Source organism: Mycolicibacterium neworleansense (assembly GCF_001245615.1).
Classification (GTDB): Bacteria; Actinomycetota; Actinomycetes; order Mycobacteriales; family Mycobacteriaceae; genus Mycobacterium; species Mycobacterium neworleansense.
This window is the reverse complement of the sequence record NZ_CWKH01000002.1, coordinates 1259007-1271776: the sequence shown is the minus strand read 5'-3', so window position 1 is coordinate 1271776 and position 12770 is coordinate 1259007. Positions and strand designations below refer to the sequence as shown.

The 12770-nt window shown below is 66.8% G+C and carries 16 protein-coding genes; 6 read left to right on the top strand and 10 right to left on the bottom strand.

What is annotated here, in order from left to right:
- Window positions 1–370 precede the first annotated feature (370 nt).
- A complete protein-coding gene (locus BN2156_RS21765; protein WP_090516975.1) occupies window positions 371–2428 on the bottom strand; it encodes a heavy metal translocating P-type ATPase in 2058 nt (685 codons plus the stop codon).
- Window positions 2429–2490: 62 nt separating this feature from the next.
- Between BN2156_RS21765 and BN2156_RS21760 the strand changes: the two genes are divergently transcribed.
- On the top strand, window positions 2491–3291 hold the full coding sequence (locus BN2156_RS21760) for a PaaI family thioesterase (protein ID WP_090516974.1): 801 nt from the start codon (window positions 2491–2493) through the stop codon (window positions 3289–3291).
- A gap of 115 nt (window positions 3292–3406) precedes the next feature.
- Window positions 3407–4168 carry an aquaporin Z gene (gene aqpZ / locus BN2156_RS21755; RefSeq protein WP_090517561.1) on the top strand — a complete coding sequence of 254 codons (762 nt, stop codon included), beginning with the start codon at window positions 3407–3409 and terminating at the stop codon, window positions 4166–4168.
- Window positions 4169–4174: 6 nt separating this feature from the next.
- Here aqpZ and BN2156_RS21750 read toward each other — a convergent pair whose 3' ends face one another.
- The 4 genes from BN2156_RS21750 to BN2156_RS21735 form a co-directional block, all read right to left on the bottom strand.
- Window positions 4175–4927 (bottom strand): MBL fold metallo-hydrolase, encoded by a 753-nt coding sequence (locus BN2156_RS21750; protein ID WP_235625434.1) that lies wholly within the window; start codon window positions 4925–4927, stop codon window positions 4175–4177.
- 118 nt (window positions 4928–5045) lie between these two features.
- Complete coding sequence (locus BN2156_RS21745) at window positions 5046–5597, bottom strand: Dps family protein (RefSeq protein WP_090516973.1); 552 nt, start codon at window positions 5595–5597, stop codon at window positions 5046–5048.
- Window positions 5598–5668: 71 nt separating this feature from the next.
- Window positions 5669–6568, bottom strand: a complete 900-nt coding sequence (locus tag BN2156_RS21740) for a DNA-3-methyladenine glycosylase family protein (protein ID WP_090516972.1) — start codon at window positions 6566–6568, stop codon at window positions 5669–5671.
- 9 nt (window positions 6569–6577) lie between these two features.
- A complete protein-coding gene (locus BN2156_RS21735; RefSeq protein WP_090516971.1) occupies window positions 6578–6937 on the bottom strand; it encodes a DUF427 domain-containing protein in 360 nt (119 codons plus the stop codon).
- 61 nt (window positions 6938–6998) lie between these two features.
- On the opposite strand from BN2156_RS21735, the gene BN2156_RS21730 reads away from it, so the two are divergent.
- Both BN2156_RS21730 and BN2156_RS21725 read left to right on the top strand, forming a co-directional pair.
- A complete protein-coding gene (locus BN2156_RS21730; protein WP_090517559.1) occupies window positions 6999–7970 on the top strand; it encodes an aldo/keto reductase in 972 nt (323 codons plus the stop codon).
- Between the two features lie 20 nt (window positions 7971–7990).
- Window positions 7991–8446 (top strand): SRPBCC family protein, encoded by a 456-nt coding sequence (locus tag BN2156_RS21725; protein ID WP_090516970.1) that lies wholly within the window; start codon window positions 7991–7993, stop codon window positions 8444–8446.
- Here BN2156_RS21725 and BN2156_RS31225 read toward each other — a convergent pair.
- Window positions 8423–8971 carry a DUF222 domain-containing protein gene (locus BN2156_RS31225; protein WP_235625433.1) on the bottom strand — a complete coding sequence of 183 codons (549 nt, stop codon included), beginning with the start codon at window positions 8969–8971 and terminating at the stop codon, window positions 8423–8425. The two genes, BN2156_RS21725 and BN2156_RS31225, sit on opposite strands and share 24 nt — an antisense overlap.
- 91 nt (window positions 8972–9062) lie before the next feature.
- Between BN2156_RS31225 and BN2156_RS21715 the strand changes: the two genes are divergently transcribed.
- Window positions 9063–9536, top strand: a complete 474-nt coding sequence (locus BN2156_RS21715) for a DUF4262 domain-containing protein (protein ID WP_090517558.1) — start codon at window positions 9063–9065, stop codon at window positions 9534–9536.
- Window positions 9537–9637: 101 nt separating this feature from the next.
- Window positions 9638–9859, top strand: a complete 222-nt coding sequence (locus tag BN2156_RS21710) for a hypothetical protein (RefSeq protein ID WP_090516969.1) — start codon at window positions 9638–9640, stop codon at window positions 9857–9859.
- A gap of 59 nt (window positions 9860–9918) precedes the next feature.
- On the opposite strand, the gene BN2156_RS21705 is transcribed toward BN2156_RS21710, so the two are convergent.
- The 4 genes from BN2156_RS21705 to BN2156_RS21690 form a co-directional block, all read right to left on the bottom strand.
- Window positions 9919–10737, bottom strand: coding sequence for a class I SAM-dependent methyltransferase (locus tag BN2156_RS21705; protein ID WP_090516968.1), 819 nt, complete (start codon window positions 10735–10737; stop codon window positions 9919–9921).
- Window positions 10738–10800: 63 nt separating this feature from the next.
- Window positions 10801–11817 carry an NAD-dependent epimerase/dehydratase family protein gene (locus BN2156_RS21700; protein WP_090516967.1) on the bottom strand — a complete coding sequence of 339 codons (1017 nt, stop codon included), beginning with the start codon at window positions 11815–11817 and terminating at the stop codon, window positions 10801–10803.
- On the bottom strand, window positions 11814–12320 hold the full coding sequence (locus tag BN2156_RS21695; RefSeq protein ID WP_090516966.1) for a nuclear transport factor 2-like protein: 507 nt from the start codon (window positions 12318–12320) through the stop codon (window positions 11814–11816). The genes BN2156_RS21700 and BN2156_RS21695 overlap by 4 nt, the downstream gene beginning before the upstream one ends.
- Window positions 12321–12362: 42 nt before the next feature.
- Window positions 12363–12767, bottom strand: a complete 405-nt coding sequence (locus BN2156_RS21690; RefSeq protein ID WP_235625432.1) for a hypothetical protein — start codon at window positions 12765–12767, stop codon at window positions 12363–12365.
- Window positions 12768–12770: the final 3 nt, after the last annotated feature.

Here is a 12770-nt window from a genome sequence, read left to right as displayed (position 1 = left end):
CTACGAAGAAGCCGGCTCGGCGTGGGTGGCCTCCGTGCAGCACTGGACGACGGCTATGTCCCACACGCCATAAGTGGAGAAAACGATAAGGCACCTACCGTGGCAGATGCCAACTTAGCTAAGCCTAACGATACTCCGCCGTCGGCTTTTGGCTGCACGCGCGGACCTGCCGCGAGAACAGCGAATCACGTTGCAACCATTGCGTTTTCACACTTTCCCAACAGTGGGCTACCCACCCCCCATCTGAGCCAACCGGCACCCGAACTGGCAAGTTCGTTTGCTCATAATATTTATTCTGGCCGTTATAGTGCCGTTATACCCGTGAATGAAGTTTGCGGGAAAGCTTAGTCAGATTCTTAGATTTGCATCGTCAACGTCCCGAGGCCCGCATCACGCTGCGCACGCCGGCCTCGGGTCGCAGGTCGAGGCGGCGCAGCGACTGCGCATTGAGTGCCACGACAACCGTCGACGCTGACATCAATATCGCCCCGACCGACATCGGCATTACAAATCCCAGCGGAGCGGCCACACCAGCGGCCAGCGGAACCGAGATCAGGTTGTAACCCGCTGCCCACCAAAGGTTCTGCTTCATCTTCCGGTAGGACTGCCGGGACAGTTCGATCACCGAGAGCACCGATCGCGGATCGGAACTCGCCAGGATCACACCTGCCGAGGCGATGGCGACATCGGTACCCGCGCCGATCGCGATACCGACGTCGGCGGCAGCCAGCGCCGGCGCATCGTTGACACCGTCGCCGACCATCGCGACGGTCAACCCCTCACTCTGCAGCTCGGCGACCTTGGCGGCCTTGTCCTCAGGCCGCACACCTGCGAATACCCGGTCAATGCCCAGCTCAGAGGCCACTGCCGAGGCCACCGGCGGCGCGTCGCCAGTGATCATCACCACTTCGACGCCCAGAGCGTGCAGCGCATCGACGGCCTCCCGGGATTCCGGGCGGATCTCGTCGGCCAGCGCCAGCGCCCCGGCCACGTCGCCGTCGACCAGGACGTGCAGCACGGTGGCGCCATCCCACTGCGCGGTGTCCGGCAGGGCGGTGCGCCCAGCCTGATCGAGCAGGGCCGGCCCGCCGACCTGCACCCGCTGCCCACCGACCTGGGCGCTGACCCCGACCGCGGGTGACGAACTGAAGTCGCTCGCCGCCGGGATGTCGAGGCCGCGCCGCTGGGCCGCGGCAACGATGGCGCGGGCCAGCGGGTGCTCCGAATCCGCCTCGGCGGCCGCGGCCAGCGCCAGCAGGTCGTTCTCGGTGCGGTTCGTCGGGGCCACCGCGGTCACCGTCGGCTCGCCTTTGGTGAGCGTGCCGGTCTTGTCGAACAGCACCGCCCCCACGGTGCGCATGGTTTCCAGCGCCAGCCGGTCCTTGATCAGCACCCCGCCCCTCGCGGCCCGCTCGGTCGCGATGGACACCACAAGCGGAATGGCCAGACCGAGGGCGTGCGGGCACGCGATGACCAGCACGGTGATGGTGCGGACCACCGCCTGATCGGGTTCGCCCAGCAGCGTCCACGCCAGCGCGGTCAGCACGGCCGCGCCCAGAGCGAACCAGAACAGCCAACCCGCGGCCCGGTCCGCCAGGCGCTGCGCCCGCGACGAGGAGTTCATCGCCTCGCCGACCAACCGCTGGATGCCGGCCAGTGCGGTGTCGTCGCCGACCGCGGTCACCCGGATCCGCAGCCCGGAGTCGGTGGCGACGGTGCCCGCGACGACGTCGTCACCCGCACCTCGGCGCACCGTCCGCGATTCCCCGGTGACCATCGATTCGTCCATGTCGGCGGCGCCGTCGACGATGCGGCCGTCGACAGGCACACTGCCTCCGGGGCGGACGATCACCAGGTCACCGACCCGCAGGTCCGACGGCGGCACCGTCACCACTTGCTCGGCGTCGCCGTCACCGTCGACGCGTTCGGCCTCGTCGGGCAGCAGCGCGGCCAGCGAGTCGAGCGCGGAGGTGGTCTGGGCCAGCGAGCGCATCTCGATCCAGTGGCCCAGCAGCATGATCACGATCAGCAAGGCCAGCTCCCACCAGAAGTCCAGTTGGTGGTGCAGCACGCCCAGGCTCGCGCCCCACGACGAGATGAAGGCGACGGTGATCGCCAAACCGATCAGCAGCATCATTCCCGGTGCGCGCGAACGTATTTCGCTGATCGCACCGGTGAGGAACGGGCGGCCGCCCCACACGTACATCACAGTGCCGAGCACCGGGGAGATCCAGCGCGCCCCGGGGAAGCCCGGAACGTCGTAGCCGAGGAGCATCGCGAACATCGGGGACAGCGCCACCGTCGGCAGGGCCAGCGCCGTCATGACCCAGAACAACCTCCGGAACTGGGCGACATGGTCGCCGTGGCCGGCATGTCCCGCGTGACCCATGTCTTCGTGTTCGTGCATCGCATGTTCGGTCGTGGTCATGTCGCCACTGTATACCCCTAGGGGGTATATGGCCACCGTGATGGGCGTAACTGTTGACGGCGATGCACTATCCGCTGAACACCCCGCTGGGCCGCATGGGCGTCCAAACCCTCGAGGAGGGCCCGGACCGCTGCGTGGCGTCCATACCCGTGGGCGGTCTGATCAATCCGTTGACGCAGGCACCGACGCTGGCCCCGCTGGCGATGCTGGTCGACCACGTCGGCGGTCTGGCCAACCATTACCGCCGCGGCGAGGACGAGTGGACGGTGTCCAGCGAGCTGGCCATCGAGCTCACCCCGCACGCGCTGGAGCTCGTCACGGCAGCGCCCGAGGAACAGGTGGTGGCGACCGCCCGGCCGTTCGGCCCGAAGGGCACGGGATCGTTGAGCCTGTCCGAGCTGACCCATGGCGGCCATCCGGTAGGTACGGCGACGGTGCGGTCCTTCCACATCCACACACCGGGTCACGTCGTCGTATGGCCGTCCGACTCGACCGAGGGCACACCGCCTGCCGCCCTGAAAGACCGCATGTCGGTCGAGGTCGCCGAGACCGGGGGCCGCACGGCGGTGCTACGGCAGCTGCCCGATCCCGTCGTCAACAACAGCATCGGCATCGTGCACGGCGGGGTGTCCGCGGCCGCCCTCGAACTCGTGGGCTCCGCCGCACTGAGCGACGGCACCGGCGCCCCGTGGAAAACGGCTTCGCTGCGGGTCAACTATCTGCGTCAGTTCCGCGGTGGTGACGAATCTCGTTATGAGGCAAGGGTATTGCGTACCGGGCGAAGTTCCGGGGTGGCCGACGCCCAGGCCGTCGGGGCCGACGGCACCGTCGCCCTGGTGGCCCGGCTGACCGCATACCGCTGATTGCGTTGCTGCAACGTAAATTTCATTGTGCAATCGATTTCGCAACAACGACTCTGCCATCAGCCACTGGCGTGACACGCTCCCGGTGAACCACACCTACGTGAGGGAGTTCGCCATGAGTACACCGACAATGTCACATAGATTGGCAGCCGAGTTCATCGGGACGTTCTGGCTGGTCCTGGGCGGTTGCGGTAGCGCGGTTTTCGCTGCGAAGTTTCTCTCCGACGGCTACTCCGTGGGGATCGGCTTCCTCGGGGTGGCCCTTGCGTTCGGCCTGACGGTGCTGACCGGCGTGTACGCCTTCGGCACGATCTCCGGCGGGCACTTCAACCCGGCCGTCACACTGGGCGCCGCGCTGGCCCGCCGCGTCGAGTGGGCGGCCCTCGTGCCGTACTGGATCGCACAGGTCATCGGTGGCCTGTTGGCGGGTCTGGTGATCTATGTGATCGCAGGAGGCAAGGAGGGTTGGACCGCCACGGGGAACATGGCCGCCAACGGTTACGGCGACCACTCCCCCGGCGGGTATTCACTGGCCGCGGTGCTGCTCGCCGAGGTGATCCTGACCGCGGTGTTCCTGCTGGTCATCCTTGGTTCCACCGATGACCGGGCACCGAAGGGCTTTGCCGGTCTGTCGATCGGGCTCACCCTGACGCTGATCCACCTGATCTCGATCCCGATCTCCAACACCTCGGTGAACCCGGCCCGCTCGACGGCCGTCGCGTTCTTCAACGGGGACGGCGCGCCCGCGCAGCTGTGGGCCTTCTGGCTCGCCCCGCTGGTCGGTGCGGCCGTCGCCGGCCTTGCCTACCCGTGGCTGTTCGGTGTCGCCGAGCAACTCGCCGAGCGCCCGGTACGCGAGGAGGCGCTCGACCAGTAGCCCGCATCAGGTCAGGTGGTCGAATTCACCACTGACCCAGCGGATATGGGTCTCCGCTGACCGGTGCACCACACCCTTGGCGGCGCTGTCGATCTCATCGCCGCCAAGGGTGTAGAGCCGGTCGTATTCGAATTCGTCGAGCCGGTCCACGATCCGCCGGACCACCGCGGCCGACAGTGGCACGTGCTTGGGGAAGTTCCGCTGGAACGACACCCAGTTGCGGGCCAGGCCTCCGGAGATGGTGTCGCCGACCAGCAGGGTGCCGTCGGCGGTCAACGCCACCGAGCTCCCGCGCATGTGGCCGCCGACATGTATCAGCCGGAGCCCGGGAAGTGGTTCGGACTGCTCATTCCACAGCCGGATCAACGGATCCGGGGATGGAAGCCAGTCGGCATCAAGGGAATTCACCCACACCGGCACCGCACCGAATGCCCTGCCCCAACTGAGTTGCGCACCGAACATGTGAGGATGGCTGGCCGCGACGGCGGCGACACCGCCGAGGCCGTGCACGAGGCCGATGATCTCGTCGTCCAGGTAACTCGGCGCATCCCACAACAGATTTCCGGCCGCGGTCTGCACCAGGAACGACCGGTGCCCGATCGCGAACCTTGGCGCCCTGCGCAGGCTGTGCACACCGCGGCCGTGGTCGACATGTTCGGTGTGGTGCGGCTGGGCCGCCAGCGCATCCAGTGTGGTCCAGGTGCCGTGCGGCGGCAGGTCACCCCGTTCCTCGATCGACACGACCTCTGAGGTCAGCACGCAGCTGCTCGCTGGTTCCGTCGCTGAATCCGGGTGTTCCACACCGCATCCGGTGCATATCCAGGTTGGCATGCCTCCAGGCTGACACCTCAACAAATGTTGAGGTCAACCCGGCGAGCTATGCGCTCTTGCGTCGCGCCTTGCCGGCTGCTCCCCGCTCGGTGGGCGCACCTTCGTGGGCCAGCTTGCCCCCGGCGCTCTCCAGATGCGCGCGGACGAACCACTGGAACTTCTCCAGCTCGGCGGCGTGATCGATGAGGACGTCCTGGGACACCAGGTCGAGCTTCTCCAGCTTGTCGATCGCCTTACGAGTGTCTTCGATGACCCCGTTGTAGACGAGGTCGAGCGCGGCGAGGTGGGCCTGCACGTTGTCCCGGCCGACGGAGTAGTCGTCCCAGCTGCGGTCGGCGATGATGGCGCCCGGGGTGCCCTTCGGCGATTTGCCCAGTGCGGCAATCCGTTCAGCGACCTCGTCGGCATACCCCCGCACCAGCTCGACCTGCGGATCGATCATCTCGTGGACCCCGATGAAGTTCGGGCCGACGACGTTCCAGTGGATGTGCTTGAGGGTCAGATGTAGGTCGTTGTACGTGCTGAGCTGCTTCTGCAGCAGCTGGGCCACATCGCTGCCCTGCTTGTCGGTCAGTCCGGGAATGGTGAACGCGGTCATTGCGGTTCCTTTCGTGTTCACGATCGGTCCCAACCCGGGTACCCAGCAACCGTGCCGGGCAATCACGCCGGCTACAGCGTGCGTAGGTTCGGGATCGCCTGACGCGCTCCGAAGCGCGGATTCTGCGCCAGCCCACTGGCTTCCAGTAATCGAACGGCCCGCTGCCGGTGCGGGCGCAATGGTTCGAGCAGTTCCACCATCGCCGCGTCGTCGATCGGCCGGCCGAGCAGGGTGCGGCCCACCATCGTCGCCAGGTGATAGTCCCCCACCGACAGGGCGTCGGCGTCGCCGAACGCGCGCTGCACGGTCTCGGCCGCCGTCCACTCGCCGACCCCGGGCAGGGACCGCAGACCCGCAACCGCCCGTTTGGCGGTGAGTCGCTCGAGGGCATCGCCGCGCTGCGCGCACCCGACGATCGTGCGGGCCCGGCCCGGGTCCACGTTGGCCCGGTGGAATTCCCACGACGGGATACGCCGCCATACCTCCGCGGTGGGCGGCACCCGCATCCCTGCCGGCGCCGGTCCGGGCGCCGGGGCGCCGTACTTGGTCACCAGCCGCCGCCAGGCTCGCCAGGCATCCATGCCCGAGACCCGCTGCTCGATGATCGCGGGGACAAGAGCTTCCAGCACCCGGCCGCTTCGGCCGAGACGCAGATGGGGCACCCGCCGGTGGGCCTCGGCGATCGTGGGTTCGACCGGGTCGAAGCCGTTGGCGTCGTCGTCGGCGCCGACCAGCGCCGCGAATCCGTCCAGGAACTCCGAACTGCCGGCGCCCCACGCCTCGCAGTCCACGGTGTCGGGGGCCGATTTGGTGATCCTTGCGGTGACCGGACCCGTCGTCATGGCACTGACACGCCAGATCGCGCCGTCAGCACCGATCCGGTTCGACGGGTCAGCGCCGCCGCGCCGCCATGGGGCCAGCGTCAGGCCCGGGCTGGCCGGACCCTTGAAGACGACGCTGGTGGAGGGCACCGCACCAGATTAGGCCAGGACGATCTCAGCCTTGTCCGGGTAGAACGCCAGGTGGCCGGCGATCTCAGCGACAGCCGGATACGGCTGCTCATAGGTCCAGACCGCGTCCTCGATCCCGCCGACGTGGTAGTAGTTCGCCTCACCCTTGAACGGACAATAGGTGGTGGCGTCGCTGCGGGTCAGCGTCTCGAATACCACGTCGGCTCGGGGGATGTACTGCACCGCGGGGTACGTCGACTCCTGCAACGTCAGCGCGGCATCGGTCTGCGCGATGATCGCGCCGCCGACCGTGACGGTGACCCGACGCCCGGTCGGGGTGATGGTGATGGGGTGGGCGGCGCTGGGCTGCAGCACCTGGCGCTCTGTCATATGGATCACAACGTCTCAGGCATCGCCATGGATTCCCGGGCAGACTGGGGCGATGGCAGATTTGCACAAGGCGCGGCTGGGCCAGCTCGAGGTGGGGCGGATCGGTCTGGGCACGATGGGTATGTCGTTCGCGTACGGCAGCGCGGGCCGCGACGACGCGGAGTCGGTCCGGACAATCCACCGGGCCATCGACCTCGGCGTCACCCTCATCGACACCGCTGAGGTGTACGGCCCGTATGTCAACGAGGAGCTGGTCGGCCGGGCACTGCGGGGCCGACGGGACAAGGTCGTGCTCGCCACCAAGTTCGGGATGATCTCGCATACCGGTCGCGACGGGGTGGACAGCAGCCCGGCCAACATCCGTACCGCGGTGGAGGGGTCGTTGCGGCGGCTGGGCACCGACCACATCGACCTCTACTACCAACACCGGTTGGACCGCTCGACACCGATCGAGGACACCATCGGTGTTCTCTCCGAGCTCATCACCGAGGGCAAGGTCGGTCACATCGGTTTGTCCGAGGTCGGGGTCGAGACCATCCGGCGGGCACACGCGGTCCACCCCATCACCGCACTGCAGTCGGAGTATTCGTTGTTCACTCGTGATCCCGAGGACGGGATTCTGGATGTGCTGCGCGAGAACGGCATCGGCTTCGTGGCTTATTCACCGTTGGGACGCGGTTTCCTCACCGGGCAGATCCGCTCGGTCGATGATCTGGCCGATGACGACACCCGCCGGGAAAACCCCCGGTTCACCGGGGAGAACTTCACGGCGAATCTGCGTCTGGCCGACGAGGTGCGGGCGATCGCCAACTCCTCGGGTGTGACGCCGGGACAGGTTGCGCTCGCCTGGCTGCTCTCCCGCGGGCCCGGCATCGTGCCGATCCCCGGCACCAAACGTGTCGAACGGTTGGAGGAGAACGTGGCCGCTGATGCCGTGACACTGAGCGACGACCAGTTGGCCAGCCTGGACAACCTCGCCCCCGCTGCCGGTGATCATCACACCGAAGCTCAGATGCGGATGATCGACCGGTAGCCCGCCGCTACGATCGGCCCATGACCGAGCCTGTGAAAGCCACCGTGTCCATCGCCGCCGACGCCGCCGCGGTGTACGCACTGATCACCGATCTCCCCACATTGGCCTCGCTCGCCGAGGAGGCGCATGCAATGGAGTGGCAGAAGGGCACATCCGCCGCCCCCGGTTCGGTTTTCAAGGGCCACAACCGCAATGGCTCCAAGGCCTGGAGCACCGTCTGCACCGTCACCGATGCCGAGCCGGGCAAGACGTTCGCCTTCGACGTGAAGTCCCTGGTGTTCCCGGTCGCGCACTGGCGCTATGACATCGCGGCCACCGACGGTGGCTGCACGGTCACCGAGTCCACCTGGGACCGCCGCGCGGGCTGGTTCAAGAAGATCGCCGGGCTGGCCACCGGGGTCCCCGACCGCGACAGCGCCAACGCCGAACACATCCAACTCACCCTGCAACGGCTAAAGGAACGCGCCGAGGGTTGATACGACCAGCGGGTCAGAATGGTGGTGGTGGTCCGTATTCTTCGGCGAGCCAGGCTTGGTAGTGGCGTTCGTATGCGAGGTCGTTGTTGAGTTCGGCGCGCAGGCGTCGTTCTTCGGCGATGCGGTCTTGGCGGTCTTGTTCGCGGGTGCGTGAGCGTTTGGGCATCTTCGCGCCGCGGTCTCGGTGCGGGTGATGATCATCCGAACCACCCGATAATCGATATCGCCGACGGCGAAGCGGGCCGCCACCTGGGGCAGCTTGTCGCGCAACACCCGGGCGTGATGCACCTGGGTGCGGGCCCGGCCCCGGCTGATCCGCATCGCCGCCGACACCTCGGCGCACACCTCCTCGTAGGGGTCGGTGCGCCACAAAATGCTGTCGATCAGTTCCTGTTCACGCAGGGTGTCCAACGCCCCGATCGCGGCGAACCGGGCCGCGATCGCCACCGACTCGGCCCGCGAAGCAGCACCGACCTGGTCGATCAGGACCACATCAGACACCACATCGAACATACGTTCGAGCATGCCACCGCCCACCGACAAACCCTGGGCCTTGCCGAAGCATGTCGTACCCCGAGAGGAATGTGGCGGCCAAGCACCAATGAAAGGGGACCCGATGTGCTGGATCTGCGACCACCCCGAGGCAACCAGGCAGGACTATCTCGATCTCTTGCGGGAGAAGACTTTCAAGCGAGGCTGGGCGGTGCACTACGTCGAGCACGCCCGCAGACCGTTCGGCTACACGATCGGACTCAGCGAGGCCGGGCTGCCCGAATTGCTGATCACCGGACTGCCACCGCTGATGACGAGCAAGCTGCTCAACACGGTGGCGGAATACATGGTGGACGAGTCCAAACCTTCTCCTGGCGACACGATCACGTTGCCCGATGACTGGTTCGCCGAGTTCATCGAAGTCAGCGAGCCCACTGCGCATCTCGGTTTCGCAGTGGAGTTGTGCGGTCGCGATATCCGCGCGCTGCAGGTGGTCTGGTACGACCGTCACGGTCACTCACCGTGGTGTTCCGAGTTCAACCGGGGCGGGCCTCGCCAACCTGTTCTGGGCTTGCGGGCATCCCCCGAAAGCGCCTGAACATACTTGTTACTGCCATGAGGCGATCAATTTCTGCCATCGGAAATTGTTGCTCTGACCTCTCGGTTTACACAGTCATAACCGGAAGGAAGAAGCAGAAAATGAAGAAGTTCGGATTCGCCATCGTCGCCGCAAGCGGACTGAGCGCAGCCGTTCTCGGCCTGGCCGCCCCGGCCCTGGCCGCCGAGCCCGCTCACGTCGCAGCACCCAGCTCCGTCACCTTCTCCACAGGTGTCGACCGCCTGGACTGGCTCGACCAGCTGCACCCCAAGCCGATGGTCCCCAAGGTGGACACCACCGTTCGTCACAGCGGAAACCGCTGACGCCGACAGGCGATGAGGGGCAGCCCGGAATGGGCTGCCCCTCTTCGCTGTTCGCGAACTCAGAAGGCGTAGCGGTGATACTGCGCCATGTACCGCAGCACCGGGACCGGCTTCATGACGGCCAGCATCATGCGGTAGTGCCAGGGCAGCGTGTTGAACACCTTGTCGTCGAAGGGCGATGCCCAGGCAAGCAGCCGGGTGCCGGGGACGGCGCGCAGGATGTCTTCTGGTTTGTTGATGGCCCAATGCAGTTTGGCCCCGGATCGGCGCACCACGGTGTTGACCCACTGCCCCTTGATCCCGAGTTTGTTGAACGCGTCGAATTGCAGTTCTCCGGAAGGGAATCCGTCGACGATGCGACGCAGCAGTGCCACGCCGTCATGTTCGGTGAGGTACATCGTCAGCCCCTCACCGATCATCAGGGTGGGGCGGTCGGCGGGGATGTCCCGCAGCCACGCCGGGTCGGTCACCGACGCGGCCACCACGTGATAGTGCTCGGCGGCGGGGTAGAGCTGCTCGCGCAGGTGCGCCACGTCGGGGTAGTCGATGTCGTACCACTCGACACCGGGCCCGGGCCTCAGCCGGAAGAACCGGCCGTCCAGTCCACACCCCAGATGCAGCACCACGGCCTCGGGGTGCACTTCCAGGAACTGGCGGGTCCACCGGTCGAAGTGCGCGCTGCGGGTGGTCACCGACGGTGAGGTGGCCTCGGTGATCGAGGTACGGCTCCAGTCGTAGTCGATGCGTTCGGCTATCTCTTTGGCCATCTGATCGCCGAGGATCGGGTTGGGCAGCCCGGCGTCGAGCGCTTTGGCATAGAACGTCGCCAACATGGTCTGCGGAGCCCCGGACAGGTCGACTTTCAGCTTGTCGGTCATATCCGCCAGGTTAGGCCGCAATCCGCTTGCCGCCCAGTGGCTTAACACTTCACGGCGTGGTGTTCAGCTGCCCTTCTGTGCGCGTTTGGCCGCACGCAGGCCGACCCAGAACTTCGCGGCCTCGGCGATCGATTCCTCGACAGGCCTTGGCTGCCAACCGAGTTCACGTACGGCCTTGGAGTGGTCGAGTTCGGCCTCGGCCCGCATGAGCCGCAGGGATTCCAGTGACAGCCGCTCGTCGGTGCCGCGCAGCTTGCCCTTGAGGGTGCCCGCCGCGGCCAGCAGGTAGGACACCGGAAGCGGAATCGACCGCTGCGGCGGTGCGACACCGGCGGCCTCGGCGGCCAGCCGGGCCACCTCGGCATTGCTGATCATCTTGTCCGAGATCAGGTAGCGCTCGCCGGGGGTGCCCCGCTCGGCGGCCAGGAGCATGGCCTTGGCGGCGTCGTCGATGCCGACTGCTTCCAGGTCGATCCCGCTCATCACGAACGGCAGCTTGCCGAATGCCGCGCCGGCGATGATCGCGCCGTGCGGGGTCCGGCCCCAGTCCCCGCTGCCGTAGGTGGTGGACACGCACATCGCGACGGCCGGCAGGCCGCGCTCCCGCGCGTACTGCAGCACCAGGTCTTCGGCCTGCACCCGGGAGCGCACGTACGGCGTCACTTTGGACACGTCGACGACGTCGGCTTCGGTGGACCGCTTGCCGCGGTGCCGGCCGACGGTGACGTAGCTGCTGGTGTAGACGAACTTGCGCAGTCCCGCGACACCGGCGGCCACCTCGAGCACGTTGCGGGTGCCTTCGACGTTGGTGCGGAACAGCGGGGCCGGGTCGCGTAGCCAGCCGCGGGGGTCGACGACGCAGTGGTAGACGACGTCGCAGCCGGTCATCGCCTCGCGCAGGGCCGCGGTGTCGAAGACGTCGCCGTGGACCCGCTTGACGTCGAGGTCATCGATCCCGATGGTGTTGGCATTCGTCCGCACCATGGCCCGGATCTCGGACCCGTCGTCGGCGGCCACCAGCTGCCGCAACACATGGGAGCCCAGGAATCCGTTGGCGCCGATGACCAGTTTGGCGCTCACTTGCCGCCCCCGAACTTTTGCAGCCATGCCTCGGCCTCCTCGGTCAGCGTGCCGAGTTCGGCGGCCTTGCGGCACCACTTGCGGGCCGCGGACGCGAACCGCAGTGGGTTGTAGACGTCTTCCTGACGTGACCACAGACCGTCGCCGGCGTAGGTCAGGATCGAGATGTTGGTGGCGCTGATGATCGTGCCGTCACCGGGGTCTCGCATCGGGTTGTCCAGTTCGCAGATGATGCGGCCGGTCGGCTCGTCGATCACCGACCACAGCGACGGAAACGACGTCATGTAGCTGCCGGGGAAGGTGGTCATGGTCTTCCAGATCCAGGGCCGTACCTGCTCGCGACCTTTCATGGTGCCCACGGCGTGCTCGATGTAGTCGACGTCGACGGTGTAGTGGTCGGCCCACACATCCCAGTTCTTGGTCTGCGCGGCCCGGTCGACGGTCTGCTCGAATGTTTCGAAGGCAGCGGCGAGTTCATCGCGGCTGAAAGACCTGCTCGTCACCCCAAAACTAGAACACGTTCTACCGGTCTTTGTCGAGACCCGTCACTGCACGGCCAGCACCCGCCGCGACCCCAGCGGCGACCGCAGGGGCACCTCGACCTCGCCGGGCACCGCCAGCGCGATACACATGCGGCCGACGGACTCCGGTGGCGTTCCCCCGCGAAGCTCGATCGTGACCGCGTCAGCGGTTTCCTCGGTGATCGGGTGGACGCCGAAGCAATCCGGGGTACCCGCGGTGAAGTTGACCCGCAGTCCCGCACCGACGCGGCTGAAGGATTCGATCTCGGTCAGGTGCGGGTCGACGATCGCCGGATTGTCGGTGAACAGCGTCCGGCCGGGATCTGCCGGTGCCTCAGGCACCGCGACCGGACTCGGTTCGGCGGCCGCGGTAGGGCAACCGGTGAGCAGGAGTAAACCGGCAAGCGCCGCAGTTGCAACTACACGCATGAC

What these genes read in the sequence shown, in the direction of transcription:
- BN2156_RS21765 (WP_090516975.1), bottom strand. Translation starts at nt 2,428, where the DNA reads ATGACCACGACCGAACATGCGATGCACGAACACGAAGACATGGGTCAC.
- BN2156_RS21735 (WP_090516971.1), bottom strand. Translation starts at nt 6,937, where the DNA reads ATGACAGAGCGCCAGGTGCTGCAGCCCAGCGCCGCCCACCCCATCACC.
- BN2156_RS21715 (WP_090517558.1), top strand. Translation starts at nt 9,063, where the DNA reads ATGTGCTGGATCTGCGACCACCCCGAGGCAACCAGGCAGGACTATCTC.
- BN2156_RS21710 (WP_090516969.1), top strand. Translation starts at nt 9,638, where the DNA reads ATGAAGAAGTTCGGATTCGCCATCGTCGCCGCAAGCGGACTGAGCGCA.
- BN2156_RS21760 (WP_090516974.1), top strand. Translation starts at nt 2,491, where the DNA reads ATGCACTATCCGCTGAACACCCCGCTGGGCCGCATGGGCGTCCAAACC.
- BN2156_RS31225 (WP_235625433.1), bottom strand. Translation starts at nt 8,971, where the DNA reads ATGCTCGAACGTATGTTCGATGTGGTGTCTGATGTGGTCCTGATCGAC.
- BN2156_RS21745 (WP_090516973.1), bottom strand. Translation starts at nt 5,597, where the DNA reads ATGACCGCGTTCACCATTCCCGGACTGACCGACAAGCAGGGCAGCGAT.
- BN2156_RS21725 (WP_090516970.1), top strand. Translation starts at nt 7,991, where the DNA reads ATGACCGAGCCTGTGAAAGCCACCGTGTCCATCGCCGCCGACGCCGCC.
- BN2156_RS21705 (WP_090516968.1), bottom strand. Translation starts at nt 10,737, where the DNA reads ATGACCGACAAGCTGAAAGTCGACCTGTCCGGGGCTCCGCAGACCATG.
- BN2156_RS21690 (WP_235625432.1), bottom strand. Translation starts at nt 12,767, where the DNA reads ATGCGTGTAGTTGCAACTGCGGCGCTTGCCGGTTTACTCCTGCTCACC.
- aqpZ (WP_090517561.1), top strand. Translation starts at nt 3,407, where the DNA reads ATGAGTACACCGACAATGTCACATAGATTGGCAGCCGAGTTCATCGGG.